At 60.4% G+C, this 26,816-nt stretch carries 19 protein-coding genes; 7 read left to right on the forward strand and 12 right to left on the reverse strand.

Annotated features, from left to right (window positions below; translation table 11 throughout):
- Window positions 1-507: a MaoC family dehydratase gene (locus FAX90_RS04560; protein ID WP_144095933.1), complete on the reverse strand. Its 507-nt coding sequence runs from the start codon at window positions 505-507 to the stop codon at window positions 1-3.
- Window positions 504-1,388 carry an HpcH/HpaI aldolase/citrate lyase family protein gene (locus FAX90_RS04565; RefSeq protein WP_144095935.1) on the reverse strand — a complete coding sequence of 295 codons (885 nt, stop codon included), beginning with the start codon at window positions 1,386-1,388 and terminating at the stop codon, window positions 504-506. Before FAX90_RS04565 ends, FAX90_RS04560 begins: the two co-directional genes overlap by 4 nt.
- 104 nt (window positions 1,389-1,492) lie before the next feature.
- Between FAX90_RS04565 and FAX90_RS04570 the strand changes: the two genes are divergently transcribed.
- Complete coding sequence (locus FAX90_RS04570; RefSeq protein ID WP_144095937.1) at window positions 1,493-2,755, forward strand: hypothetical protein; 1,263 nt, start codon at window positions 1,493-1,495, stop codon at window positions 2,753-2,755.
- 878 nt (window positions 2,756-3,633) lie between these two features.
- Here FAX90_RS04570 and FAX90_RS04575 read toward each other — a convergent pair.
- The 7 genes from FAX90_RS04575 to FAX90_RS04605 form a co-directional block, all read right to left on the reverse strand.
- Complete coding sequence (locus tag FAX90_RS04575; protein ID WP_144095939.1) at window positions 3,634-4,341, reverse strand: FadR/GntR family transcriptional regulator; 708 nt, start codon at window positions 4,339-4,341, stop codon at window positions 3,634-3,636.
- Window positions 4,338-5,093 carry an AraC family transcriptional regulator gene (locus FAX90_RS04580; protein ID WP_170234864.1) on the reverse strand — a complete coding sequence of 252 codons (756 nt, stop codon included), beginning with the start codon at window positions 5,091-5,093 and terminating at the stop codon, window positions 4,338-4,340. The genes FAX90_RS04575 and FAX90_RS04580 overlap by 4 nt, the downstream gene beginning before the upstream one ends.
- A 55-nt stretch (window positions 5,094-5,148) precedes the next feature.
- Window positions 5,149-6,462 carry an MFS transporter gene (locus tag FAX90_RS04585; RefSeq protein ID WP_240704712.1) on the reverse strand — a complete coding sequence of 438 codons (1,314 nt, stop codon included), beginning with the start codon at window positions 6,460-6,462 and terminating at the stop codon, window positions 5,149-5,151.
- Window positions 6,459-7,862: an FAD-binding oxidoreductase gene (locus FAX90_RS04590; protein WP_144096840.1), complete on the reverse strand. Its 1,404-nt coding sequence runs from the start codon at window positions 7,860-7,862 to the stop codon at window positions 6,459-6,461. Before FAX90_RS04590 ends, FAX90_RS04585 begins: the two co-directional genes overlap by 4 nt.
- Window positions 7,863-7,866: 4 nt before the next feature.
- Window positions 7,867-10,041, reverse strand: a complete 2,175-nt coding sequence (locus FAX90_RS04595; RefSeq protein ID WP_144095942.1) for a TonB-dependent receptor — start codon at window positions 10,039-10,041, stop codon at window positions 7,867-7,869.
- Window positions 10,042-10,154: 113 nt separating this feature from the next.
- The gene (locus FAX90_RS04600) at window positions 10,155-10,928 is read right to left on the reverse strand and encodes an SDR family NAD(P)-dependent oxidoreductase (protein WP_144095944.1); all 774 of its coding nucleotides are present in this window, start codon (window positions 10,926-10,928) and stop codon (window positions 10,155-10,157) included.
- A 10-nt stretch (window positions 10,929-10,938) separates the two neighbouring features.
- Window positions 10,939-12,423: a carboxylesterase/lipase family protein gene (locus FAX90_RS04605; RefSeq protein ID WP_144095947.1), complete on the reverse strand. Its 1,485-nt coding sequence runs from the start codon at window positions 12,421-12,423 to the stop codon at window positions 10,939-10,941.
- Window positions 12,424-12,832: 409 nt separating this feature from the next.
- Here FAX90_RS04605 and FAX90_RS04610 point away from each other — a divergent pair, with 409 nt between their 5' ends.
- A complete protein-coding gene (locus FAX90_RS04610) occupies window positions 12,833-14,251 on the forward strand; it encodes an alanine/glycine:cation symporter family protein (protein WP_144095949.1) in 1,419 nt (472 codons plus the stop codon).
- Here FAX90_RS04610 and FAX90_RS04615 read toward each other — a convergent pair.
- Entirely contained in the window at window positions 14,239-15,150 is a 912-nt protein-coding gene (locus FAX90_RS04615; protein ID WP_240704713.1) for an AraC family transcriptional regulator, read from the reverse strand. The two genes, FAX90_RS04610 and FAX90_RS04615, sit on opposite strands and share 13 nt — an antisense overlap.
- A gap of 223 nt (window positions 15,151-15,373) precedes the next feature.
- Between FAX90_RS04615 and FAX90_RS04620 the strand changes: the two genes are divergently transcribed.
- From FAX90_RS04620 to FAX90_RS04630, 3 genes are read left to right on the forward strand one after another with little or no spacing between them, the layout of a single operon-like run.
- Complete coding sequence (locus FAX90_RS04620) at window positions 15,374-16,171, forward strand: alpha/beta hydrolase (protein WP_240704714.1); 798 nt, start codon at window positions 15,374-15,376, stop codon at window positions 16,169-16,171.
- Entirely contained in the window at window positions 16,149-17,528 is a 1,380-nt protein-coding gene (locus tag FAX90_RS04625; RefSeq protein ID WP_144095951.1) for an amidohydrolase family protein, read from the forward strand. The genes FAX90_RS04620 and FAX90_RS04625 overlap by 23 nt, the downstream gene beginning before the upstream one ends.
- Window positions 17,525-18,706 (forward strand): amidohydrolase family protein, encoded by a 1,182-nt coding sequence (locus FAX90_RS04630; RefSeq protein WP_144095953.1) that lies wholly within the window; start codon window positions 17,525-17,527, stop codon window positions 18,704-18,706. Before FAX90_RS04625 ends, FAX90_RS04630 begins: the two co-directional genes overlap by 4 nt.
- 7 nt (window positions 18,707-18,713) lie before the next feature.
- On the opposite strand, the gene FAX90_RS04635 is transcribed toward FAX90_RS04630, so the two are convergent.
- Together FAX90_RS04635 and FAX90_RS04640 are read right to left on the reverse strand one after the other, a co-directional pair.
- A complete protein-coding gene (locus FAX90_RS04635; RefSeq protein WP_144095955.1) occupies window positions 18,714-19,766 on the reverse strand; it encodes a PepSY-associated TM helix domain-containing protein in 1,053 nt (350 codons plus the stop codon).
- Window positions 19,767-19,952: 186 nt separating this feature from the next.
- On the reverse strand, window positions 19,953-20,540 hold the full coding sequence (locus FAX90_RS04640) for an FMN-binding negative transcriptional regulator (protein WP_144095957.1): 588 nt from the start codon (window positions 20,538-20,540) through the stop codon (window positions 19,953-19,955).
- A gap of 363 nt (window positions 20,541-20,903) precedes the next feature.
- Between FAX90_RS04640 and FAX90_RS04645 the strand changes: the two genes are divergently transcribed.
- Both FAX90_RS04645 and FAX90_RS04650 read left to right on the forward strand, forming a co-directional pair.
- Complete coding sequence (locus FAX90_RS04645) at window positions 20,904-23,120, forward strand: TonB-dependent siderophore receptor (RefSeq protein WP_144095959.1); 2,217 nt, start codon at window positions 20,904-20,906, stop codon at window positions 23,118-23,120.
- Window positions 23,121-23,317: 197 nt separating this feature from the next.
- Window positions 23,318-26,410 (forward strand): amidohydrolase family protein, encoded by a 3,093-nt coding sequence (locus tag FAX90_RS04650; RefSeq protein ID WP_170234865.1) that lies wholly within the window; start codon window positions 23,318-23,320, stop codon window positions 26,408-26,410.
- The last annotated feature ends 406 nt before the right edge of the window (window positions 26,411-26,816 follow it).

Genomic DNA, 26,816 nt, shown 5'->3' on the forward strand with positions numbered 1-26,816 from the left:
TTAGATTTTCGGTTCGGGAAAGATATTGATGGTCGGCGCGGCATCCCGCTTCCAGACCATGACACTGCGGGCATATTCGATGACGACCACCCCGTCCTGGTTGAGGCCGCGCGTCTTCGCTTTCACGATACCCTGGCCCGGCCGCGACTTCGATTCGCGCTTTTCGGTGATTTCCTGCTCGCAATAGAGCGTATCGTCGGGGAAGACGGGATGCGGCAGGCTGACGTAGTCCCATCCCAGCGCGAAGCCGTTCTCGCTCAGGTCTGCAACGCCCATGCCGCCGATGATCGAAAGCGTCAGCGCGCTGTTGATCAGCGGTCGCTTGAACTCGGTCTTCGCGGCATAGTCGGCGTTGAAATGGATCTGGTTGGTGTTGTTGGTGAGCAGCGTGAACTGGATATTGTCGCTCAACGTCACGGTCCGCCCGATGCGGCAGCGATAGACGTCGCCAACCTCGAAATCCTCGAAAAACCGCCCTTCCCAGCCGGTTACGATGCGCCGTGTCATATCGTTTCGCCCGCCGCTTCGAGAAGCTGGAGCGCGCGGAGCACGATCGGCTTGTCGACCAGCTGTCCGCCCACCGCCACGGAAGCATCGCCCCGTGCCTCTGCCTCGCGGAAGCCCACGGCAATCTGGCGCGCGTATTCGATCTCTTCCGGTTGGGGCGAGTAGATGTCGTTGATAATGTCGATCTGACGCGGATTGAACGTCGACTTCGACGTGAAACCAAGCCGCCTGCTTTGCCAGGTATCGGCGATCAGGCCCTCTGGATCATCGAGGTTGGGATAGACGCCATCGATGCTGAGGATACCGGCGGCCGTCGCAGCGACGACGAGGGCGGACCGAGCATAAAGCAGGTCGGCCGCCTCCTTCACGCGGCTGGTACCGAGGTTGAGGTCGAGCGCGTAGTCCTCGGCCCCGAACATCAGGCCCACGACACGCGGCCCGGCATCGGCAATCGACACGGCATTGACCAGACCGCGCGCACTTTCGATCGCCGCAACGATCGCGGTGTGCCCGACTTCGAGCCTGCGGTCGCGCTCCAGCTGTTCGAGCATCTGCGATGTCTCGTGGATATCCTCGGCGCTGGCCACTTTCGTCAGCGCGATGCCTTCCAGTCCCGGCTGCACCACGGCCTCCAGATCCTCTTTCAGCCAAGGCGTCGCACGGTCGTTGACGCGCACGTAGCGGCGCGGCCCGCCCGCAGGAGCACCAAGAACCTCACGCGTCATCCTGCGCCCTTCGGGCTTCTCTGCAGGAAGCACGCCGTCCTCAAGATCGAAGAACACGACATGCGCGTCGCAGCCGAGCGCCTTCTCCAGGAAACGGGGCTTGTTGCCGGGGACGAACATGAAAGACCGGTTCTGGGCCGGGACGAGTTTTGGCATCGGGAATCTCCAGCTGTAAGCAGGTTGGCCCTCAGTCGTTGAAACGTTTCACCAAGTCAAGGGTCGGAGCCGTCGATGCCGAAAATCGAGAAGGACACTGATCCATGGCTGACATCACAGAGCATCTTCCCGGTTCAGTTTTCTACAGGAAGGAAAACTGCAAACTAGTTCATGGCCGGATCTCTGTGAATACAAATACCCTCAACCTGAATCCCTTAACGGCTTCGTCACCCGTCAGACCTATTCTGGCGCATCGAAAAGATCGCGCCGGGAGCTGTTCCATGACCAATTCTCGCATCCTGCTGGTTGTCGCCTCGCTTGCCCTCTTCAGCTGCAGCGCACCATCGGACGCGAGGCCTCTCGCAGGCGAAATCGACATTTCCGGGCAGGCAACAAGTTCCTGGGCAACTCGGCTAAATCCGTCCGGTAAGATCCCGAACGAGGGCTTTAGGGCAGTTTACTTCGACCGGAAGAACCTCAGCCGTCCACCTGCAACCGAAACCGTTGAAAGTATTGCAATCAAGTATGCCTGGGCCGACTTTCACCAGATTGATTCACCAAATTTCGGCGGATATTGGGTCGGCCAGCTGAACTTCCGCGAAGCAACCCTCAAGCAAATCACTGTCAGCCAGAGCTGGGCCAAGGCCCGCATCCTGATAGATGGCGACGTCGTCTTCGAAGGCGGCGAAAGCAAGAGTTTCGACCATGAATTCTCTCGGGGAAGTCACATTGTCGAAGTGGAATACATCAACAACTGGCACACGACCGAATTCAAGGTGACTATCGGCGACGTCGTGAGAGAATCTTCGCCGGAAGAAGTTCTATCCTATTTGCGCGACCACACATCGAAGAATGCAGGTTTGAATTATGTCGGCATCTACGAAAGCGGTTCGTCCGATACCCGTATAAACCTTTCGGTGCCGCGTTCGGGCAAACCGTTGGTACTGTGGCTTTCGTCGTACGAAGCGGTCGATTGGAACATTTCAGCATCCGACCATGTCGAGGCTGTAGTCATGTCGTCCTACGCGCCAGGCTCACGGCTATCTGGCATCTTGCCAAAGAAGGTCTTCCACATGCGTGGAGGCCCCAGACAGCATACCGAAGCGAAGCGTTGCACGTGTAGCGGTGGCGGCATATTCCACTGCGAAGATCGTAGTGACCTTGTCGCGATCGCGAGTGAACTTAAGCAGGCATCCGGACTCTCGCTTGTCGGCTATGCCATGAAGTATGCGGCTAGCGACCTGTCGATCGTACCGTTCGACGAAGACGTTAGGCAGCGCGTGGTCGCCATTCGCAAAAGCAATGACGAAGCAAAGCGCGCATGCTCAGTGCACTCCAACCCTGACTTCGATGAATTGTTCGACTAGGCACGAGTATCAGAGCGGGATTTCGCTGTTGAGATCGCAGCCACTGCGAAATCCGGTCAGCTTGCGTAATCGGATCCCTACCATGCGATCACGGCCGTCCGAACGTCCAAAAATTAATTGCATTGATTCGGGTGGGCAGCGTTCGCATTGACGTCATTTGCTGCCCAGCCGCTTCTATCTCAAAACCCGCGTAAGCTGACATGACGGCTTTTGGCGACGGATCCAACGCGCGGCAACGTCGGCAATTGGGGTGGGAAGCGGACTATTAGCCTTCCCAGTGACCGGCAGGCCATTTCTCTTTGCTGCGTCTTGGTCGACGTCTTTTCCTGCGCCATTCGAACGCGACTGGCACCAAGAGCGTGACCGACAATATGAGGGCAAGGCCGCTAGTGCCGACCCAAAGCCCAGCCACTTGTTCTGATTGCATGAATGGCTGATTGCCGAGGGCTAGTCCGCCGACAATTCCTGCCCAGCCTGCGACAAACAAGATTGCACCAGACATGGCTCGATGTCGAAACGAGAACCATTTAGGGATTAGCAAGAGGGCGATCACGAAAGCTACCGCACCAATCACCTTGCTTGTCTCGGCCCAATCCATAGTTGTCAAACTAGCATTTTGCCGAACGTCTGCAATGGGGTCGTTAGCTGCCTGTCCGGCTTCGGTAGCCGTACTACCATTCGCCAGGCGCTAAGCCGGCCGGTCAGCAATGCGTCCCAATATCGGTCGTTCATATTTCTAAGGCAATTACCCAAAAGCTGCCGATTAAAGGTCACAGGCCAACCACGGATTGCGTCGTGTCGCAATGCACCGGTTCGGCGGGTTCTGGTTTGTTTTTCTCGTGCGTTTGCCGGGAAGTTGCGATCAGGCTCTCGACACCCTAGCCGTCCCGCGAAAACAGATCGCCGATCGAACGCGCGAAATGGGCCTCCATCGCGTTTCGTGCCGCGTCGGGCTTCTGATCCGCTATCGCTTCGGCGACTGCCTGGTGGAGCCTGAGCGTCTCACCGTGCTCTTCCTCGGTTGTGCGACCCGCCCAGGCCTTGGGGATCGCCACTTCCATCATCTGTTCGAACGATCGCACGATCTGGTAGAAAAGCTGGTTTCCGCTCGCCAGCGCGATGGTCTGGTGGAACTGGGTGTCCGCGGCCGTGCGCGATTGGTCGTCCCGGCTGAGCGACAGTGCGTGGGCCGAGGACAGGATCTGATCGGCCTGTTCCTCGCTGCGGCGGGTTGCCGCCAGTTCGGCGGTGCGCAGTTCCAGCGTGCGGCGCACTTCCCACACGTCGGACAGCGTGACTTGCGACGTGCTGACCGCGTGGCTGATGGAGGAGCCCATGACCGACCCGTCGATCGCCGCCACGCGCGCGCGGCGGCCATTGCCGACATCGATCACTTTCAGCGCCGACAGTGCGTGAAACGCCTCTCGCATCACGGGCCTGCTGACGCCGAAGTCGGTGGCGAAACTGCCTTCGCTGGGCAGATTGTCGCCCACTTTCAGGTTGTGTTCGCTGATATAGTCTCGCACGGCAGCGGTCGCAGATGCGACAAGTCCGCCCTTTTCCGCGCGTATCTGCGGATTGGTCATGCCGCGATTCCCCGATGGCGCAGCGCTGTCGGCGCGAGGCCGAAGCGGCGGCTGAATGCACGAGTAAAACTGGCGTTGCTCTTGTAGGAGCATCGATGCGCCACGCTTGACACCGGCAGGTCGCTCGACAGCAGCAGGGTTCGCGCCTCGTCAAGACGCCGCTCGCTCAGCGCATCGTGAATGGTCTCTCCGTAGATTTCACGGAACCTGCGGACGAGCTTGTCACGGTTCACGCCGACTTCGCGCGCCAGCAGCGGAATGGTCAGCTTTTCGCGCCAGCGCTGATCGATAATGCGCCGGGCGCGCACGATGCATTCGATCTCGCGCGTCGACATATCCGTTTCACAATCGACAGCCACCAGATCGCCCGTATCCATGTATGCGTGTAATTGGCACAGCAGTTCGATGCTGCGCGCAAGGCGGAGTGTCTTGCGAGCTTCACCCTGCCCCTCGCAATCGGTGATCGACAAAGCGACCCGGCGCAGGGCTTCGGGCAAGTGCCAGTTCGCCGATTGGCCGCGCGAACGGGCGAATATACGCTGACATGCTTCGGCGTGAACGAGAAAGACCAGCAGGCTGTTTTCCAGGCCGTCCAGTTCCGGGGCCCCGCGGTAAGCGATCCGCGGTTGCCCTTCGTGGCCCAAGCCGAGGAAAGCGAAAACGACCCAGTCCCTCTGGTGCTCAACGGTTGGGAGCGGACCCTCACCGATGTAGCTCACCATGTCCTCCGACACGCGGATTTCGGTCTTCATTACCGGCATCTCCTCTTAGCGGAGACTTATCACCTGTCATATAGGTATACAAGACCTATCTTACAGGCTTTGGGGCCATCCGATAAGCGACGGCGAAACCGACGCAACCCAGCGCGCTGACGACACCGCCGACCAGCGCGAGAGCCATCGGCAACTGGTCTTCGCCGCCGAGCAATCCGCTGACAATCGTCACCAGCGTCGGTGCCACGCCGAAGGCGATCAGTCCGCCGATGGCGAGGAATGTGCCGATCGAAAGTCCACGAAGTTCATTCGGTAACAGGACCGCCAGTGCGGTTGCGGTGACCAGTCCGGTGATTGTGCCACCTAGCAGCAACACGAAGAGCGCGATCGCGAATACCGTCGTATCGGGCGCGAGTGGGAACAGCACGGCTGGCAGGGCGATGATCGAACCAATGATGGCCGCGATCAGGATGCCGCCACGCCTACCCGTGCGATGCCCGGCATCGGCCGCGATTCCGCCGATGATCGCGCCCAGAATACCCGCCCCGAAGATCACCGCACCCATCCATCCGGCGAATTCCTGCGGCGTGACACCGTAGGACCGCGCCAGCACGGGTGCCGCCCAGACTGTTGCCGCCGCGTCAGCCATCAACACCCCGATCTGCCCGACGAACAGCGGAACGAGGAACCGCCAATAGCCCAGCAATTCGCGAAACACCTCGCGAAGCGGCGCCTGCGGCCCGACGCGCGTTTCCATGCGCGGCGGTTCGCGCAGGAACGCCAGCACCGCCACGAACAACAGGCTCGCCAGTCCGAGCACCAGGTGAATGCTTCGCCATGGCGCCAGTCCGATCAGGCCGCCGCTCTCGATGAAATATCCCAGCAACCAGCCGCCAATCGCAAAGGCCAGGCCTGCGCCGGCATATTTGCCGATCGTCAGCAACAGCAGCGATCGGCCGCGCTTTTCGGGTAGGCAGAGATCTGCAGCGAGGGAGATGGCAATGGTGGTGGAGATATTTGCGCCGACGCTGCCCAGCATGCGTGCGATGAACAACACGGGCATGCTGTAGGCAAAGGCGGTCAGCAATGTTCCCGCGGTCCAGGCAGCCGCAGTCCAGAACAGCAGACGCACGCGCACGGTGCGGTCGACCAGAAGACCGACCGGAATGGCCAACGCGGCCAGCGGCAGAGAAACCGCGAGGCCATTGAGCAGGCTCATCTGGAAATCGCTGAAGCCGAGTTCGGCCTTGGCCTGTTCCTGCACCGCGCTGAACACGCCGAGCATGATATTGCCTGCCGCCATCGCAACGGCGAGCACGATCAGGACCAGCCATGCCTTGCCCGCCGCGGGCGGCGTCTGGTCGCTTGCCACGCGTTTGGGCGGAAGCGCCGCCTGAACAGCGCTCACAGCGTAAAGATCTTTCCGGGGTTGAGGATGTTGTGCGGATCGAAAACCCGCTTGATCATCCGCATCTGTTCGACCGCTTCGCCAAGTTCGGCGACCAGCGAGCTCTGCTTGCCCAGCCCTATGCCGTGTTCGCCGGTGCAAGTGCCGTCCATCGCCAGAGCGCGCTCGACCATCTTCTGGTTGATCGCTGCGACCTCGTCCATTTCCTCGGGCGCATCGGGATCGATGGAAAAGACGACATGGAAATTGCCATCGCCCACATGGCCCAGGATGGTGGCGGGTATCGCGCTCTGCTCCAGGTCCGCATGCGTTTCGCGGATGCATTCGGCCAGCCTGCTCATCGGGACGCAGACATCGGTCGCCCATCCGATCGCGCCCTTGCGCAGGTTTACCGCCGCGTAATAGGCCTCGTGCCGCGCGCGCCACAGCTTGTTGCGCTCTTCGGGCAGGTTCGACCATGCGAATTCGCCGCCGCCATTGTCCTGCGCCAGGGCTTTCACCGTCTCGACCTGCTCGGCCACGAAGCTGGCGCTCCCGTGGAATTCAAAGAACAGCGTCGGCGCTTCGCGATAGTCCATGTTGGACCATGCGTTGACGGCCTTCATCTGTAACGCATCGAGGATTTCGACCCGTGCCAGGGGGACGCCGCATTGTATGGACTGCACGACGGTATCGACCGCGCCGTCGAGCGTTTCGAAGCTGCAGACTGCAGAGGAAATCGCTTCGGGAATGGGATGCAGTCGAAGCGTGATCTCGACAATGATGCCGAGCGTGCCTTCCGATCCGACATAGAGCCGGGTCAGATCGTAACCTGCAGCCGATTTTCGCGCCCTTCGCGCCGTGCGGATCACCTTGCCCTGCGGCGTTACGACCTTGAGGCTGAGGACCGCATCGCGCATCGTACCATAACGAACAGCATTGGTGCCGCTGGCGCGCGTCGATGCCATACCGCCGATCGTGGCATTGGCACCGGGATCGATCGGGAAGAACAGGCCCTGATCGCGCAAGTGCAGGTTCAATTCCTCGCGCCGCACGCCAGGCTGTACCACGCAATCGAAATCCTCTGCATTCACCGCGACGATCCGGTCCATCCGCGTCATGTTGAGAGACACGCCGCCCCGCACTGCCGCTGCATTGCCCTCGATCGAAGTGCCCGCCCCGAACGGTATCAGCGGCACCCCGTGTTCGACGCACAGCTGCATCAGCGCCACGACATCGTCTGTGTTCTCGGCAAAGACGACGGCGTCGGGCAACATCGACCGGTAATGGGCCTCGCTCGACCCGTGCTGTTCGCGGATCGCCTGGCCACTTTCCACCTTGTCACCGAACCGGGTCTGCAAGGTCGCCAGAAAGCCGTCGGGCAACGGTTTCGGACTGGCGCCCGTGTTTTCCTGCGCCATCGGATCAGAACCGGTAGCTTGCGCGGACGCCGTAGCGGCGGGCATCGCCCATGATGCCAAGGTCTGTCGCCGGAAGCCCGGCGAGGAGCAGCGTGGTCTTCTCGATATAGCTTTCCCAGTAGTCTTCCTGGAACGCATTGCGCACGAATGCGGCGACCTCGATCGGTCCGTTGCGATAGGTCGCAGACGCACCGACCAGCCAGTAGCTGTCGAGGAACGTGGGCGTGGTCTCGTTCAGGGTGGCGGCCAGCCGCTTGCCCTTGCCCGTCACGTTCGCGCTCAACACGAATTCGCTGCCGCCGGAAATATCGATCACGTAGTCGGTCGCGAAATTGGCCATCCAGTCGGGCTGGAAAGTCAGCCGGTCGGACGACAGCGTGCGGCCGGTGGTCTGGGTATAGGCATCCGAATTGGTGAGGCGCGCGTGCAGCAGGGTCAGCCCGCCGGAGATCGACCATGCCGGAGTGGGACGAAACATCCCTTCAAGTTCGAGGCCGTAGGATTCGACATCACCACTGTTCAGGTCGACCGTCACCAGCCCGCCGCCGGCGGCAGGGGCAATGGAATTCAGGCCTATATAGTCCGAATAATCGTTGTAGAAGATCGCGCCCGCCAGGCTGAAATCGTTGGTGGGAGAGGCGATCTTCGCGCCCAGTTCATAAGTCCACGCGCTGTCGCCCTTATAAGTGCGGAAGGGCGCGGTAGGCGCGTTGAACCCACCGCCGCGATAGCCGCGCGCGACCGACGCATAGGTCATGAAATCGGGCGACCAGTTCCGCGTGATGGTCAGCTTGGGCTGGAACTCGTCGGACTTTATCTTTGCTTCGGGCAAGTCGCCGCCGGCTGCCCCGAGGGGGCCCAGAACCGTGATGACCGATCCATTGGCCGTGCGATCCTCGTGATCGTAACGAAGGCCCAGTGCCACTTCGAGATCGGCTGTCGGTTCCCAGAAGATCGTGCCGAACACTGCATAAGTATCGGCGCGAGTCTCGCTGGTGGAGGTGCGCTCGATGTCGAACGGCAGACCGGTGAAGGCACCCTTGATCAGCGATACGTCCCGCGCCGAGACTTTCTCGTTGCTGTAGAACAGACCGAGCAAGGTGGAGATGCTGTCGCTGACCTGGCTGTCGAGCCGCAGTTCGGCCGTGCGGGTTCGCAGATCGTCTCCACCGGTCGAGCGAACGAAATCGCCGAAACCGAAGTCCGCATCGGCATCGGGGCTCGAACTGTCGCGCGCATCGATCGCGCCGATCAGGGTGAGCGTGCTGGCAAGGCCGTCGAGCGGCAGCTCCATCTTCGCGTTCACGCCCTTGTACTTATACGCGACGCGGCCGAGCGCATTGAACTGGATATCGCGCGAATAATCGTCCGGGTTGGCGACCGACGAGTAGGGCGTGTTCACCGTGTCGATCCAGTCGTAATAGCCGTTGACCGTCAGCGTGAACGGGTCTGGCGTGAAGCGGATCGAGGCGTTTACCGAATCCGAATTGAGCGGATTGCCGTCGGCATTGAGCAGCGTGTTGCGGATGAACCCGTCCTGCTCGATGTGAGAGGCGGCGACACGCACCGCGACAAAATCGTCCACCAACGGCGTAGAGATCGAGCCGGCGAAAATCATCCGGTCGTCGGGACCTGCATAGCTGGCGCTCGCGCGGGCCTCGAACCTGTCTCCAGGCTGGCGCGTGATTACGTTGATTGCGCCGCCCAGTGTATTCTTGCCGTATAGCGTACCCTGCGGCCCGCGCAGAACCTCAATGCGTTCAACATCCAGCAACGGGTTGTTGAGATAGCCGGTGTTGGGCCGGTAGATGCCGTCGACGAACAAGCCGACGCCCGGCTGAACCGATTGCACCAGTGTGACACCCACGCCGCGAATTGCCACGAACGCGCGCCCGCCACCGTCGCTGTTGATGTTGAGGCCAGGCGACAGGGCAGCCGCCTCACGCACCGAATTGATGCCGCGCGCCGCCAGCACCTCACCGTCAATCGCCGTTGCCGCAATCGGCACGTCCTGCAGCGTTTCCTCACGCTTGCGGGCGGTTACCACGATGGTGTTCCCGCCCGTGTCCTGCGTTGTCGCAGTGTCGTCACCTAGCGCGGTCTGCGCCGCTGCGGGAACGGGTGAAATGGCAAGCGCGGCTACGCTGGCGAGCAGCATACGGGGGGGTGTCAATCTCATCGGCCTCTCCCAAGGTCATCCGTGTTCTTGTTACGTGACCTATCTTATAGCTTTTAAACCTGTCTGAAAGGTCGGAGACTGTGCCGAATGTCAGAAACGGTGTGCCGAACGGCTTACCAGCAGGTGTATCCGCCGTCTGCCAGAACGATACTGCCGGTCATCAGCGAGGCCATGTCCGATGCGAGGAACAGCGCGATTGAAGCGATTTCCTCCGGTTCGCCCAGCCGGCCCTGCGGCGTTCCGTCGATCCAGCGCCGGTACAACTCGCTTTCGGTGTCGGCAAAGGCGTTGAGCGGCGTTGCGATGTAGGTCGGAGCGACGGCATTCACGCGGATGCCCCGGTCCGCCCATTCGGCGGCAAGGCTCTTCGTCAACTGATGCACCGCCGCTTTCGACGCGTTGTAATAGCTTTGCGCCTGCGGGCGGTTGACGATGAACCCGCTCATCGATCCCACGTTGACGATGGCACCTTGCCCTGCGGCCAGCATGTGCCTGCCGAACGCGCGGGCGCACCAGAAACTGCCGTTGAGATTGACGTCGAGGACGTTCAGCCACAGCTCGTCGGGCACATCTTCGGCAGCGGTTTCGCTGCGCGCGATCCCGGCATTGTTGACGAGAATGTCGATGCGGCCTTCCTGTTGCATCATGGCGTCGGCAGCTTTGGTTACAGCAGCAGAGTCAGTGACATCGAGCAGCTGACCTCGGCAGTTAACGTTCTTGCCGCGCAAGTGCGACAGAGCCTGCTCCAGCCCTACCGCATCCCGATCCGCGATAACGACCCTGGCGCCCGCTTCTCCCAGAGCCTCAGCACACGCAAGACCGATGCCTTGCGCGCCACCTGTTACGAACGCGGTCCGCCCGTCGAGGCGCAATTTTTCAAGGTACATGTCTGATCCTTCAACGCGGGAGGAAAGCCGCGGCGGGCATTTCCGGTTCGGCAATCGCCTTGCCCGCGGCCAGCTGGTAAACCGGGTGCTCACCGTTCCATCGGGGCCAGGGAAGCGTTCCGTCGCTCGCAAACCCGGCCCACAAATCATGGATTTGCCGCGCCAGCGCGCGCGGTGGATCCTCACCCGTCAGCCCGCGCGGGCCGGTCACCGTGTGGAGCGTATCGAAAACGAACGGCAGTTCGATCCCGTGACATGCACCAAGCAAGCCGCCGCAGGCGGGCGACTGCCATTCCATTTCGTACATCCAGGTGTTGCCCTGGTGCGCCTCGGCAAACTTCCTCGCAGGATAGCGGAAGACCAGATCGGTCGTCGCCTCGGTAAATGCCTCGCCCGCGCGTTTTCCCTTCTGACCCAATCCATATGCCTTGAGCGCCTTGCGCGCCTTGGGAAGGGAGCGGGAAAGCAGCCACCACGCCATCAGGCCGGGCAGCTTGGCTCGCACGCCCGTGGGCACGAAATAGAGGTTCATCTCGTCGGCATTGGTGCCGATCAGCAGGTCGATATCGGCGCCCGACCCTTGCCGCAGGGCATCAATGGGCTTTTGCGGCAGCACGTCGTCGCCATAAACCGGGATGAACCGGCTGATGCCGAACACCGGTTCAAAGCCATCGGCATCGCGCAGGTCGATCGCATTGGGTTTCCCCAGCGCATCGATGGCGTCTGCCGCCGCGTCATGGCTTACCGTTCGAAATCCCGCCATGTCCGGCGTGATTTTCAGTTTCGCGGCCAGTTTGCGGACAAGCTTTTGCGCGACGCCGATGTCCCGAACCATCGCCCCGTGCCCGCTCTGTGCGATGGCCCTGCGGAACAGCCCCTTTGCCATCGGCGATGTCAGCAGGTCGGCAATCGCCATCGCTCCCGCGCTCTCTCCGAACAGGGTGACGTTTCCGGGATCACCGCCGAAAGCGGCGACGTTGTCCTGCACCCACTGAAGCGCGAACAGGATGTCTCGCAGGCCCAGATTGGTCGGTGCGCCCGGCACGGGGAGGAAGCCGTCGATCCCCATGCGGTAGTTGATCGCAATGCAGATTACGCCGCTTCCGGCAAAGGCGCTGCCATCGCTGATCGAGGCGTCCTTGCTGCCGACCACGAAAGCACCGCCGTGCACCCAGACCATGACCGGCGCATTCCGGGCCTCGCGCGGGGCCCAGACATTCAGCCTGAGATAATCGCCGTCGCCGCCGTCACTTCCCGTGCCGACCAGCGGCTCGATATCGATTGCCGGAAACGCCCTGATCCTTTGCGGCGCGCTGGGGCCGGGTTCGCGCGCATCGAACACACCCTCCCACGGCGTGCGGGGCTGCGGAAGTTCGAACCGTCGCGGTGGATCAGCATAGGGCACGCCAAGAAACGTCCGGACGGCCCCGGAATTTCGACCCAGCACCCTTCCCCCGGATATGGTGACCGTATCGGTGAGTAAATCTGTATCCATACCCTGTTATGGCCTGCCGGGTACGGAAACGCAGCCGCAAAGCGTTTGCCAAACTGCATAAAGGCTTTGCCGATTGCATATCGTGTTCGAACCGAAAACGGTCTGTACCGTTCGAAGGCGGCATGGATGAGAAGCCGGATGGCGACTTAGCGCGCCCAATTGAATGTCGGCTTCGTACCCTTCGCTTGCCAATAGCAGACTGCCGGGGGTGGCACTCGGCGGTCAGAAGCGGCCCAAATCGCCTATTGAATGTCCCGATGGAAAAGGGACACACGCACGCGAGCTGTTATTCGGAATGCATAGATAATCCGCAACTGCGAGCCTGCCGAATTCGTGGTAGCGTTGACCCTCGCGGCATAAGATCAAGCCTTGGCTCGTTAATCCTCCCCATCCGTATTTGGTTGAATCAATGAACGGTTTGAGCAGCGCAGTTACCGCAATTGCAGATGGATTGGCCGCTCTCATTTTTGCGGCGATTTCGATTGGCGGGGTGGAGGTTAATCTCATCGTCGTCTGGCTGTTTGCAGGGATGGTGTTTTTTACGGTCTGGCTTGGCTTCGTAAATCTGTACGGTTTCGGTAACGCATTCGATGCCCTGCGGGGCCGATATATGAGCCCGACCTCCCCGGGTGAGCTGACCCCGTTCCAGTCGCTGGCAACTGCACTTTCCGGCACTGTCGGGCTTGGCAATATCGCCGGCGTTGCCATCGCCATTGCAATTGGCGGTCCGGGCGCCGCCTTTTGGATGGTGGTCATCGGCTTTTTCGCCATGAGCCTCAAATTTGCAGAAGTCGTCATGGCGGTCCGTTATCGAAAGGTGCGGGATGACGGCACGGTCTCCGGTGGGCCGATGTGGTACCTCTACTTCGGCCTATCGGAGCGTGGACTGCCCAGGCTGGGCCGCGTCCTTGCTTATATTTACGCCTTTCTCGCCCTCTTCGCCGTATTGCAAATCTTGCAGGTCAACCAATCGTATTCGCAACTGAGCGCGGTTTTGGGTATTCCTGAAAAAGGCGGGTACGCTTTCCTCTACGGAACGGTGATCGCGCTTTTGACTGCTACGGTTCTTCTTGGCGGCGCGCGGTGGGTCGGGGCAGCCACCTCGAAGATCACGCCGTTCATGTGTGCGCTCTACCTTGTCAGCACGGTCTTCGTTCTCGCAGCCAATGCAAGCCAGATCGACGATGCAGTCGTGACGATAGTGACATCGGCTTTCTCTACCCAAGCGGCAACGGGCGGCGTTCTTGGCGCCTTCGTCGCAGGGATGCGCCGGGCGGTCTATTCGAATGAAGCCGGCGTGGGCACGGCGACCATGGCACACGGCATGGCCAAGACCGACGTGCCTGCTTCGGAAGGCTATGTCGCGCTGATTGAGCCGTTTATCGATACGATCGTGATCTGTTCGGCGACAGCACTGATGATCGTGGTAACCGGCGTATGGGATGATGGGTACAACGATATCGCGATGACCTCCGCCGCCTTTGCCACGGTGTCGCCCTGGTTCCCGGCCCTGCTCGCCGCCTGCGTCGTTCTTTTTGCCTTTTCAACCATTCTTGCTGGTGGCTTCTATGGCCAGAAAGTATGCGATTTCCTGTTCGGAGACCGCAAATGGGTGCACCTTGTCTATCTGGCTCTGTTTTGCGTGAGCTTGCCCATTGGCGCGATTGCGGATGTCGGTGCGGTCATCAATCTCGTTGACAGCTTTTTCTTCCTGTTGACCGTTCCGAACCTGATCGGCCTCTATCTACTGCGTCACGCAATCCGCCGGGAAGTGTCCTTGTTCAAGGAGCTTAAGGCTGCACGTGGCAAGACGGATCAGGCCATATAGCGGCTTGGCGGTACGCCGAAGGCGCGGCGGAACATCGTGCCAAAGCCGCTTGGGCTATCATAACCGACCTCGTACGCGGTCATCGTGATCGACTGACCTTCCGATAGCAGGGACAAGGCCGCAAGCAGCCTGACCTGCTGCCGCCATACGGACAGGCCAACCCCGGTTTCGCGACGAAAGGCACGCGTGAAAGTGCGTCGTCCCATCGCTGCAACCGAAGCCCAGTGGTCGATGTCCTGACCGTCGGCCGGATCGTCGAGGATCGCCTTGCAAACGCGCAACAGGCGTGGATCGCTGGGCATTGCCACGGAATACGGAGCTGTCGGCATTTCCCTGACTTCTTCCAGCAGGAATTCGACGATCCGATCCTCACGCGCCGTCCAGGTCGCATCAGGGTCGAAGTCCGCGATGGTGACGATCAGGGCTTTGACAAGATCCGAAACTTCTATGACGCGGCAGGCTTCAAAGTCGCTAAGCGACCCGGATTTTATATAGATCGTGCGTAGTGAAACCGGGCCACGGCAGGAAACTTCGTGGAGAGTACCTGCCGGGACGATGACAGCGCGTTGGGGCGGGATCACGACCGCCAGTTCAGGCGTCTTGACCGACATCACTCCGCTCGTCGCAAACAGGATCTGCACTGCGTCGTGAGCGTGCATGGGGTCCGTGAAACCGGAATCGTATTCATCCTTAAGCGCAACGATCGGATGGTCGGCTTGAAGGATGTCATCGCTTTTCAGCATGGCCCGTTCCCTAGTGAAAGCCCACTTTACCATTTGGAGGGCCAGTCGTAAAATCCGGAAGCATGCTGAGCGCCAACTTGGCCCGATCAGACCATCAATCGGCCCGCGATTTGGCGGGCTTCGTCCGCGCGTTACGCTAGGCGAGATCGCCAGCAACCTTGCTGGAGAACGTGAATCTTGAAATAGGGCTGAGGTGCGTAAGGTGGAGACGACGACAAGCAAGGGAGACCTGGACCCGGTGGACAAGGGCGTCCGCCAGTTCGTCGATGCGCTGAATGAAGGGTATGCGGCCTACCCCGATCTCGACAGCCTGCCTATTCAGCGCCGCCGGGAAATCGCCGAAGAAGTCCGCCGTGCGTGGCGAGAGGCCGGACCGATCATGCACGAAACCCGCGACTTCGAAGTATGTGGTGTGCGACTAAGGCTGCATCGCCCTACGGCGAACAAGGGTTTGCCGGTCCTGGTTTATCTTCACGGCGGCGGCTGGATGTTTTTCAGCAACGATACCCATGACAGGCTCATGCGGGAATATGCGGCCGCATCGGGCGTTGCCGTTATCGGGGTCGAGTACAGCCTTTCTCCCAAGGCGAAATTTCCGACCGCGTTGAATGAAATCGACACAGTGATCGATTGGCTGCTTTCCTATGGGGGTGGCCTGGGTCTCGACCCGTTGAGCATGGCAATTGGCGGCGATTCCGCGGGGGCAAACCTGGCGTTGTCGACGGCCCTGATCCGGCGCGATGAGGGCAAACGGCTTCCCGATGCATTGGTCCTCAACTATGGTGCTTTCGATCCGGAACACACCGATAGCTACGATCTTTATGGCGGCCCTCAGTTCCCTTTGAACGGAACGGAAATGGACATGTTCTGGGCCAACTATGTTGCCGACCCTGCCCAACTTTCCGATCCACGTGTTGCGCCGCTTCGGGCCGACCTGAACGATCTGCCGCCTGTTTTCCTGGCAATTGCCGAGTGTGACATCCTGACCGATTGCAACCATGCCGTTGCCGAAAAACTGGTCGCCGCAGGCGTGCCCGTCATGGCTCGCACCTATCCCGGCACAACGCACAGTTTCCTTGAGGCGATGTCAGTGGCAGAACCGGCGCAGCAGGCGATCGCCGAACAGGCCGCCTGGATCAAGGAACAGTTGACCGATGGCACTGAACTGGATCGCTGAAACTTTGCCGAATTGCTTGTTTGGCAGGCTCGCATGCGCAGCCCTGTTTCTTGTGCCCGGCCCCGCCGCCCTCGCCCAAGAACAAAAGACGGAACCAGTGACGGCCGACATCCTGTTTCGGGGTGCCAATGTGCTCGACGGAACCGGCGGCCGGTTCGTGGGGGATGTACACATCCGCGACGGCAGGATCGTGGCAACCGGGCAGAACCTCGCGATTGATGAAGCGGAGGTTCGCGATGCCTCGGGTCTGTGGATCACGCCCGGCATAATCGATGTGCATACGCATTACGGGACGTTTCTGATGCCGTACAACGCCGGGCAAGGCGAGGTATCGGATGTTACCGAGCAAAGCGGACCGGACGTTTCCGACACCTGGATCGAACATGGTGTCAGGCCGGTTGATCCTGCCTTTTCCCGTGCGCTGGCCGCGGGGGTTACGACGGTCCAGGTCCTGCCCGGATCGAACACTCTCCTTTCCGGCCGGGCTGTCGTCCTCCATCCTGTTCCCGCAGCAATTGTAGAGCGCATTCGTGTCGAGAAGGCACCGCGCGGGCTCAAGCTGGCGTGTGGCTCCAACCCGGCCTCAAGATCAGTGGACGACAACCGCTTTCCCAGCAGCCGCCAGGGCCAGATCGCGTTCCTTAGAGCTGCGCTCAGCAAGGCCAGGGCCCTGAACAAGCAAGGGCTGAACCCCACACTTGTGCCGTCGGATCAGAATGATCTGACATCGGACGAGGCAAAGGCCGCCGCGTTGATCGCGGCGATGGCGGGAAAGGTTCCGGTCCACATCCATTGCTATCGCGCGGAGGACATTGCGAACTGGGTAGAGCTGCTGAACGAGTTCGGCATTTCCGATATTACCGTCCATCACGCCTCGGAAAGCTACAAAATTGCCGACCTGCTGGCGAGGCGCGGCGCGTGTGCGGCGGTCTGGTCCGATTGGTGGGGCTTCAAGCGCGAGGCAGAGGACGCAATTCCCGAGGCTGCGGCGCTGATTGATGCCGCTGGTGGCTGCGCCATTATGCATTCCGACATTCCCGTCCTCGGCACCTTGTTGAATATGGAGGCGGCAAAGGCGGCCGCGGCAGGGCGGCGAGCGGGTCTCGATATCGGACCAGAGCGCGCCATAACGTGGATCACGCACAACGCGGCGCGGTCGCTGGGCATTGCCGACCACACGGGATCGCTGAAGCCGGGGTTCGACGCGGATGTCGTCGTGTGGTCTGGCGATCCGATGAGTGTCTACAGCAAACCCCTGGAGGTCTATATCGGCGGCGTGCTGGAATACGATGCGGACAAGGCCCCGCCGCCCACCGATTTCGAACTTGGCCGGCCGCAGCGCGGAGCGGGCCGATGATCGTGCGCATCTTCTTCCTGTTCGTGGCGTTGCTGTCGATGCCAGCGAACGCCAAGACTGTGGCCATCCTGAACGGGCAACTGCCAACCGGGCCGGACCACGGAGACGCCGTGACGATCATCATCACCGACGGCAGGATAACTTCGCTCGCCACTGACAGACCTGTTCCAGAAGACGCGATGGTTATCGATGCCGAAGGCCGAATGATAACCGCGCCCCTCTTCGCCGCGGCGACCCAGATCGGCCTCATTCAGCTTGGCGGATCCAGCAGTGAGGACGACAGTGCCGCCGGTTCCAGCGCACTCGGCCCGGAATTTGATCCCTCCCTCTCATTCGATCCCAATGCTCTTGCGGTTCAACTGGCGCGCGCAAACGGGGTCGGCCGGGCCATGGTCTATCCGGGCGGTGCTCCGGATCTGTTCGCGGGCATGGGCTTCCTGATCGACCTGAACGCCGATGGGGCGGAAGTGACCCGACCGCGATCTGCCCTATTCGCAATGGGTACCTCGGCGCGCGACGCGGCAGGTGGATCGCGGGCGGCGGCATGGGCCCAATTGCGCGCCCGCCTGCAGGACGGCGGACAAGACGGCGCCATCGCCGAGGTAAGAAATGGCAAAGTCCCGATCGTCTTGCAGGTCGAGGACACGGTGGACATCGACCGGGCCATTTCCTTGCAACGGGAATTCGGGCTCAATGTCGTGATCATGGGTGGCGCGGAGGCGTGGCGGCGAGCAGAGCAATTGGCGCAAGCCGACATCGCCGTGGTGCTCGATCCTCTGGATGACCTGCCATTTTACTACACGATGGTTGGCGCGCGCGACGATAATGCCGCCATACTGGCTGCAGCGGGAGTGCGGATCGCATTTTCCGTTTCGGCGCAGGGAATTTACCGGTCATGGACGGTTGCGTCGGCAAGCCGTTTGGGAGCGGGCGTCGCAGTCAGAAATGGCCTGCCTTACGGTGCGGCCCTGGCAGCCATAACCGAAAATCCAGCAGCGATCTGGGGTGTTGAAGGCGAAGCCGGCCTGCAAATCGGTAACGCGGCGGACCTCGTCATATGGGACGGTGATCCGCTAGAGCCGTCCACCGCTCCCTGGATGATCCTGTCCGGTGGTGAGATGTTATCGCGCGAGAACCGGCAGATCCTGTTGCGGGATCGCTATTTGAAGCGCGACTGACCTCGCCTCATCGCTTTGAACGACGCATTGTCCACTGCCGGTAACCGAGCCAGGCCAGTGTCAACAGCCAGAACCCGATCAGCATTGCCGCAATGCGGCCGGGCAGTCCCCCAAGCTCTCCGGTGTGCATCGGGAACAGGCCGTCGACAAAAGAACGTGCCATACTGTCGTTGAGCGGATCGAACCGGGCCATTTCCGAGCCCGTCGTGGCATCCACGATGACAGTCGTCATTCCATAGATCTTGCGGCCTTCGCCGGGCTGACGCAGGCGAACGACATAGGCCTTGTCGCCTTTCGTGGGCATCGTCAGCGCGGTGAGCGTGGCGCTTGGAAAGGCATTCATCGCAATATCGATAGCCTCTGCGGGGCCGGTCCGCATCGGCGCCTCGACCATATGAGGCGGCAAGGTGCGCGGTGGCGGCGATACGGTTGTTTCGACCGTATCGTAAAAGACCAGCAGGATTCCCGATCCGACTAACAACAGCGCGGGGATGGCTGCCCAAAGACCGATCGCGCGGTGCCATGAATAGTATCGGGCCCGCGCCGGTCCACGCCCGATCGGAATCAGGGAGCGGCGCCATCCTGCCTTCCACGGTCTCGCGATCATGAACCCTGCGATGATATTGCTGAACAGAAGCGCGCCACTAATTCCCACGATCCAGCTGCCGGTTTCATCCATCAACAGGTTCTGATGAAAAGTGACCAAGGTTTCCATCCACGCACCGTTGGCAATTTTCTCGCCGTCTTCCTGCACGCGCAGAACGGTACCCGATCCATCGATCCGCATTTCCCTGCTGCCCGTGGCGTCGGAAAGATAAACATCGAAGCGGTCTTGCCCGCTGCCGCTTGTCCAGATCGATGAAACTTCGCCGTCGTTGGCTTGCAGTTCTTCTATCCGCGCACCGACCACCTGGGAATCGAATGCGGCGGAACCTTGCGACAGCAAGGCGTCATCGATCTCCCAGTTGAAGCTGATGATCACCCCGCTGATGGCCTGCAAGACCCAGAAAATGACGACGGACAGACCGAGGTAACGGTGAATTTTCACAAGTGACGTCATGGAGATTCCAAGTTCAGGAGTGAGATAGCCGGCGGCCCATTTCCAAGACGTATTCCAGATCGTCAGCCCATCGCGGATGGGTGAAATACTGGCTGTTTGGCCTGACCATCATCAGGCCGGACGTGTGCCAATGACCGCTTCGCCTATGCGCACTGGAAGATGCCGCCACGATGGGTGGACAAGACATTACGTTTGATCGTCCTGCCGCCTCATCGCCGCGCCGAGCGGACTATCGGGAAAGTGATTCATGATCTTCTGGCGGGTTTCTTCAGTTTCGTCCTGCCCCAGCTTGAAGCGTGGTTTGCAGACCTCGACGGTGAATTCGAAACCCACGATCCGTTTCGAAAGCAGATCGAACCGATCGCCCATTCTGCGCGCAATCCATTCGGGATCGTTGCTGCCTTCCATATGCGCTGTCAGACGCTTCACGATGGATTGCGTGCGATGCTCCTGAAAATCGACGGTACCGCGCAGGGCAACGCTGGCAAAATTCCACGTCGGCCCCCAGCGCTCGTCTCCGACAACGCGGGGGGATATATAGGCGTCAGGGCCCTTGAACAGGATCGTCAACCGCGGGTCGGTGCGAAGGATCGCGGTTATGGGTGCGGCGATCGGCAAATGCCCTTCGATCCGAAATTTTCCCTGCTCGACGGGAAGGCAAGGCATCAGCCGCGCCTCTTCGGGGGCGGCCGCAGGCACCAGCCATGCCAGAGGACTGTCGGCAACAAGCGCGCGAACAGAGTCCTCGGCTACATCGGAAAAAGCTGTGTTCATGGCTGTGGCTGCACTGCGCTTTGCATCATGGTTTGGCGTGATGTTTGAATGCTAAACCGTGGTTGTTTGGCCCGCAGCCTCATGCAAGCCAGATTCTCCCATTTTCGGGCCACCGGCAGACCCATGGCCGCGCAGTATTACGAGTGCCGGTTCCCCGCCAATTTGCAGGGCCAGCCATCGCCCGCCCGTCTGTGGAGCAAAAAAGTCACAGTACCCCGCCAACCATAATGCATGACCAATTAGGAACAGTAGATGGCCCATCCTGGCGAATGGGCCGAGGGAAGAAAGGGTATTACGTAATTGGAAATGCGTGGCGCCGTCGGAGGGATCGACGGTTGCTCAACGATACCAAAGGGGAAAACTATGGCTCAGTTCGTCGACTTCAGCCGTGCCGCCGCCAAAGCGGGTATTGCAGGTTCCGCCATGGCCACGGTGCTCGCACTTAGCAGCACACCGGTTCTTGCACAGGACACTACGGGAACCGACAGCCTCGAGACCATAGAAACAACGGAAGGGGGCGAGCGGGTTATTATCGTTACGGCCCCTATGTATGTTCCGACCGCCGCGCAGACTGCGACGAAAAGCAATATCCCGCTGGTCGAGACGCCCCAATCGGTGAGCGTGGTCAGTCGCGATCAGATGGATCTCCTGAACTTCATCGATGCCCAGCAGGCGGTGCGATACGTGGCGGGTGCCTCGGGCGAGAACTACGGGCCCGACCTGCGCTTCGATTTCATCCAGGTGCGTGGTTTTCCGCCCAAACAGTTCGTCGACGGGCTTGCGACCCCTGTAACCTCGACGATTTTCTCCAATGGCCTTGATCTTTACGCATTCGAAAGCCTGGATATCCTGAAGGGGCCGGCCTCGGTCCTGTATGGCTCGGCACCCCCGGGTGGCATCTACAATCAGACGAGCCGTCGTCCCAAAAGCGCGTTCGGCGGCGAAGTGTCGATGAAATACGGCACCGATGATTACAAGCAGATAGCCATGACCGCGACCGGTGCGGCGAGCGATTTTGCCGACGTACGTGGCACTGTCCTGTTTCGCGATCGTGGTGCAGAGCGTGACGGTGTCGACGCCAAGCGTCTCTATGCCGCCCCCGCGTTGACGCTGCATCTCGGCCCGGATACCGATCTGACGCTGCTGTCCTATTACCAGTATGACGAAGTAAACGGCGATACGAACGGCTTCCTTCCGGTCGTTGGTACCTTGCTGGAAAATCCGAACGGTCAGTTGAGCCGAAGCGCCAATCTCGGCGCGCCGGACTACAACAAGTACGAGCGGAAACAGTGGGGCGCTGGTTTTGAATTCGAGCACGATTTCGCTGGCGATTTCGGCCTGACCGTCAATACCCGCTATTCGAAGTATTCCGAGGACCAGAAGGTCATCTACGCCTCCGGTTTCACCGATGAGACACAAAGCCGGGTTCTGCGGTCAAGCTTTCCTTATGCCGAAGACGTGAAGGCACTCGCTCTCGACACGCGCCTCGATGGCAAGGTGATGACGGGCGCTGTGGAGCATACGCTGCTGGCAGGTGTCGATTACCGCGACGTAGATAACGAAGCGGCCTTCGGATTCTGCGGGCCTGTCGATGCGCTGTTCTTCCCGTGCGCGCAAGGCGCCGTCTCGATAGACCTGTTTGATCCGGTCTATGATCTTGGTGATGCCTTCGTCGATACGCCCGTACTGTTCCCGTACACCGATCAGACGCTGAAGCAGACGGGTATTTACGCGCAGGATCAGATCGCGATAGGTGGCCTTCGCCTGCTCTTTTCGGGCCGGTACGACTGGGTAAAGCTCGACAGCTTTGGCGCCAAGGGCAGCCAGGAGGAATTCACCTGGCGTACGGGCCTAAGCTATGTCACCGAAGCGGGCGTGGTCCCTTACATAAGCTATGGTACTTCGTTCGAACCGACGCTTGGCGTTGATCTCGATGGTGACCCGCTAAAGCCGACCAGTGGCGAGCAGTGGGAAGCAGGCGTAAAGTTTGACGGGCGTTCGCTTGGTCCTGACGTCGACCTGTTCGCCACCGCGGCGCTCTTCGATATTCGTCAGAAAAACGTGACCAGCGCGGTCTATTCCCCGGTGGCTGCCCCGATCGGATCGACACAGTCGGGCGAGGTCAAGGTGCAGGGTGGTGAGCTCGAACTTGTCGCACGTATCCGCGATCAACTCGCGATCAATGCCGCCTATTCCTACACGGATAGCGAAATCATCGACAGTGAAGTTGCCGCCGAAGTGGGCGAGCCGCTGCCGGTCACGCCGAAGCACAAGGCTTCGCTCTTTGCAGACTGGACGTTCCAGCGCGGCGGTCTGGCCGGCCTCGGCTTTGGTGCGGGCGTCCGTCATGTATCGAGCAGTGCCGGCAGTGTGCCGGGACCTTTCAACCCGGTTGTCTACGCTTCGGAAAGCTCGACGCTGTTCGATGCCATCATCCACTACGATACGCCCAATTGGCGTTTTGCAGTCAACGGTTCCAACATCTTCGACAAGAAGTATGTTGCCCGTTGTGCTGCGGAATTTAACTGTAACTTCGGTGCGGGCCGCCAGGTGATTGGCACGGCGACCTACAAGTTCTGACAACAGGAAGGCCAAAGGTGATGACATTCAGGAGGCTGGCACTATCGATCGCTTGCCTCCTGATGTCAGGGCCGGTTTTTGCGCACGATCGCACGACGAACCAGGTTCTATCCGCCGGGCCGCAAAGCTCTTCGGCGTCAGGCGAAACACCGCCTTCTGGGCTATCCCCCACTCCGCCCGCTAGACCGGGGCAGACCTTGCCTCTCAAGCCGACGCGCGAGATCGCGTTCGACGTCGAGGAAGGCACCGCGCTTCAGCCTGATCTGTCGCCGGATGGACGGTGGATCGTTTTTGCGATGCTGGGCGATCTTTACGTGTTGCCCGCAGAAGGTGGTGAAGCACGCGCAATCACCCGCGGCATGGCTTTCGATACGCAGCCGGTCTTTGCGCCCGATGGCAAGTCGATTGCCTTTCTCTCGGACCGGTCCGGCGCGGAGAACCTGTGGGTTGTTCGGCCGGACGGCACCGAGGCCCGGCAGGTTTCGTTTTACGATGACGATCCGATTTTTACCTCGCCATCGTGGAGTGCCGACGGGCTGTCGCTGACAGTTTCGCGTTATTGGCCGGATCGAAATGCTTACGAATTGTGGCGTTTCGACGCATCCAGGGGCGGGATGGGCAAAGCAATCATCGCCAATCGCACCGAAGGTGACGACAGGTTACACCATGCATTGGGTGCCGTAACATCCCCGGACGGTCGTTATCTCTACTATGCCTCGCGAGGTGGCGATCTGAACCTTGCCGAACCGGTCGAGTGGCAGATCGTCCGCCGGGAAATACAGACCGGCGAGGTCGATGTACTGGTCGAGGCGGTCGGCGATATTCGTCTGGGGAAGATTCAGTCGAGCGCCTTCAGGCCGGTTATCTCTCATAATGGCGAACGGCTCGCTTACGTAGAGTGGCGCCCCGGTGCAGCGGTCTTGCGTTTGCTCGATCTGAAAACAGGGGAGTTAACCGATCTTGCCCCGCTCGATCCCGTATCGCTGCAGGCTTCGTACTGGAGCGATATTGCTCCGCGCTTTGCCTTCTCACCCGACGACAAGGCTGTCGTTTTTAGCGCAGGTGGCCAATTTCGCCGGATCGATCTTGCCAGCCGCCAAATCAGCACGATTCCGTTTCGTGCAAGGGTTCAGGCTGAACTGGCTCCTCTGGCAAGGGCCCCTGCTCGTGTAGAGACTGGTCCTGTTCACGTACGGATCCTGCAGAACGCCTCTCTTTCCCCTGATGGAGAGATGTTGGCCTTCTCTGCCCTGGGCAAGATATATCTCATGCCGAGCGCAGGTGGTGAAGCACGAATGCTCGCACCGGACTTGCCGCCACAGTTTCACCCGGCCTGGTCTCGCGATGGAAATTCCCTGATCTTCGTAAGCTGGACCGCGCGCGAAGGTGGGCATGTGTGGCGGCATGACTTGGCCACCGGCAAATCGGTTCGCTTGACGAACGCACATGCATTTTACACGCATCCGGTCGCGACGCCCGATGGCGGTATTCTGGTCATCCGATCGTCTACGGCAGACCGGTTGGCGACCTATCTCGAATTCGGGCAATTCCGGGATGCCGAACTCGTGCAGATCAGGGCCGATGGCTCCGAACAAGTCATGGCCAGTGGCATGATGGGCGGTACGCCGCAGATCCTTTTCGACGGTACGATTCTTTTGAACAGGCCAAGCGGCGTGTACGGTGTGAGGGACGACAGCCTGCGTGTCGCCGTCGAAGGCCCCAATTGGTATTTCAGCGAAGGCCCCGCCCAAGCAGACGATATCCGCGTCAGCCCGGATGGTAAGTACGCCTTGGCCCAGATCGCCCAGCAGCTGCATCTGATCTCGATACCCGAGGAAGGCGGGCGCACGGTTTCCCTGACGAGCAGTGCCGTCGGGCACGAGCAGGTCAGCACCGTGGGCGCCGACTATTTCGGTTGGAGCGATGACGGCCGGTCCTACTTCTGGTCGATCGGCTCCACCTTTCATTTTCGTGAGCTCGACAATTCATCCGATCGGACCATCACGGCCGACATCACCGTCCCGCGCGACATCACCAAAGGCCAACTCTTGCTGGAAGGGGCGACTGTGATCACGATGGGGCCGGCAGGTACGATCGCCGATGCAGAGATTCTTGTCGGGAACGACCGTATCGTCGCGATTGGGCCGCGTGGCACGCTTGCGGTTCCCGCAGATGCCGAGAGGCGGGACGTCAGCGGTGCTTACATCATCCCCGGATTGATCGACGTTCACGATCACGTCGCAGACATCCGCCGGGATGTCCTCGATTTCGAGGCATGGGGGCCAGCAGCCAACCTGGCCTATGGCGTAACGACCGCGTTTGATCCCTCGACGCTTTCGATCGATATGCTGGCCTATCAGGATGCAATCGATGCGGGCCTGATGACAGGCTCTCGCATATTCTCAACCGGTCCGGCGCTGTTTTCGTTCAACGACTTTCGTTCATACGATCAAGTCGAGTCAGTCCTCAGGCGTTACCGCGATCACTACCGCCTGACCAATATCAAGATGTACCGGACGGGCAATCGCAGGGTTCGTCAGTGGATTGTGCAGGCCGCTCGCAAACTGGGTCTTCAGCCAACGACAGAGGGTGCTTTGGCGATGAAGCTGGACCTGTCGCAAGTCCTTGACGGATATGCAGGAAACGAACACGCGATACCGCCACCGGTGCATTACGCGGACCTTTCGAAACTGCTGGCGCGCAGTGGTGTCAGTTACGACCTGACGCTCCAGATTACCCACGGCGGCTATCCGGCGCAGGACTATTTCATCGCCCGGGATACTCCACATGGCGATGCGAAATATGCCCGGTTCGCTCCCCCCTGGTTCCGCGATCAGAGGTTCTGGCAACGGGAATGGACCGATCCGAAAGGTTACATTTTCCCGCAAGTCGCGGCCAGCGCGGCCAGATTTGTGCGGTATGGCGGGCTGCTGGCAATCGGCGCACATGGCGAAGTGCCTGGGCTGGGCACGCATTGGGAAATGCAGGCCTATGCGATGGGCGGCATGACGCCATCGGAGATTCTTGCCGCTGCGACAATTGACGGAGCGCGGGCAATCGGGCGCAGTGCCGATCTCGGCTCGCTCGAGCCCGGCAAGCTGGCCGATCTCGTGATCCTGGCCAAAGACCCTCGTGAAACTATCGCGAACACGCTTTCGCTGACGCACGTGATGAAAGGCGGCAAGCTTTACGATGCTGGCACGATCGCCTCGGTCTGGCCCGAAGCAGGACCGCCTCCCCAATTCTGGTTCAATGAGGGGGGCACTGCCAGAGCAAATGCACCTGATTGACGCGTGAGGCGGCGCGGGTAGGTCCATGCCCGGACCCCACAAACCAATCAGTCCATTTCGTTAATTCACGCAGCCGATCTTGCAATAGCGTCCGCTATTGGGGTCGTTTGCTGCCGGTCCGGTTTCGGTCGCCGGATCGAGCAAAGCTACCATCCGCCAGGCGGTAAGCCATCAGGCAGCTTCGCGCCCCAATCCCAACCTTTGAAGCTGCCTTGCGGCACACCTGAAAGCTGATGCAATCGCCATACAGCACAGAGGGCAGGCTCTGGGACTTTCCTGTCGATCCGATGTGATCTGTGGAATGGCCGGAGAAGCGCGGCGCCGATCGGCTATGAGAGCGATGAGAGGTGAACCGGAAGAAGTCAGGCGCGTTGTGCTTGCCGGCATGCATAGAGCCGGCTTCCGC

Source organism: Croceicoccus sediminis (genome assembly GCF_007570835.1).
In the GTDB taxonomy this organism is placed as follows: Bacteria; Pseudomonadota; Alphaproteobacteria; order Sphingomonadales; family Sphingomonadaceae; genus Croceicoccus; species Croceicoccus sediminis.

Coding starts and splice junctions, on each gene's coding strand:
- FAX90_RS04560 (WP_144095933.1), bottom strand. CDS start 507: ATGACACGGCGCATCGTAACCGGCTGGGAAGGGCGGTTTTTCGAGGAT.
- FAX90_RS04565 (WP_144095935.1), bottom strand. CDS start 1,388: ATGCCAAAACTCGTCCCGGCCCAGAACCGGTCTTTCATGTTCGTCCCC.
- FAX90_RS04570 (WP_144095937.1), top strand. CDS start 1,493: ATGGCTGACATCACAGAGCATCTTCCCGGTTCAGTTTTCTACAGGAAG.
- FAX90_RS04575 (WP_144095939.1), bottom strand. CDS start 4,341: ATGACCAATCCGCAGATACGCGCGGAAAAGGGCGGACTTGTCGCATCT.
- FAX90_RS04580 (WP_170234864.1), bottom strand. CDS start 5,093: ATGAAGACCGAAATCCGCGTGTCGGAGGACATGGTGAGCTACATCGGT.
- FAX90_RS04590 (WP_144096840.1), bottom strand. CDS start 7,862: ATGGCGCAGGAAAACACGGGCGCCAGTCCGAAACCGTTGCCCGACGGC.
- FAX90_RS04595 (WP_144095942.1), bottom strand. CDS start 10,041: ATGAGATTGACACCCCCCCGTATGCTGCTCGCCAGCGTAGCCGCGCTT.
- FAX90_RS04600 (WP_144095944.1), bottom strand. CDS start 10,928: ATGTACCTTGAAAAATTGCGCCTCGACGGGCGGACCGCGTTCGTAACA.
- FAX90_RS04605 (WP_144095947.1), bottom strand. CDS start 12,423: ATGGATACAGATTTACTCACCGATACGGTCACCATATCCGGGGGAAGG.
- FAX90_RS04610 (WP_144095949.1), top strand. CDS start 12,833: ATGAACGGTTTGAGCAGCGCAGTTACCGCAATTGCAGATGGATTGGCC.
- FAX90_RS04620 (WP_240704714.1), top strand. CDS start 15,374: ATGCACGAAACCCGCGACTTCGAAGTATGTGGTGTGCGACTAAGGCTG.
- FAX90_RS04625 (WP_144095951.1), top strand. CDS start 16,149: ATGGCACTGAACTGGATCGCTGAAACTTTGCCGAATTGCTTGTTTGGC.
- FAX90_RS04630 (WP_144095953.1), top strand. CDS start 17,525: ATGATCGTGCGCATCTTCTTCCTGTTCGTGGCGTTGCTGTCGATGCCA.
- FAX90_RS04635 (WP_144095955.1), bottom strand. CDS start 19,766: ATGACGTCACTTGTGAAAATTCACCGTTACCTCGGTCTGTCCGTCGTC.
- FAX90_RS04640 (WP_144095957.1), bottom strand. CDS start 20,540: ATGAACACAGCTTTTTCCGATGTAGCCGAGGACTCTGTTCGCGCGCTT.
- FAX90_RS04645 (WP_144095959.1), top strand. CDS start 20,904: ATGGCTCAGTTCGTCGACTTCAGCCGTGCCGCCGCCAAAGCGGGTATT.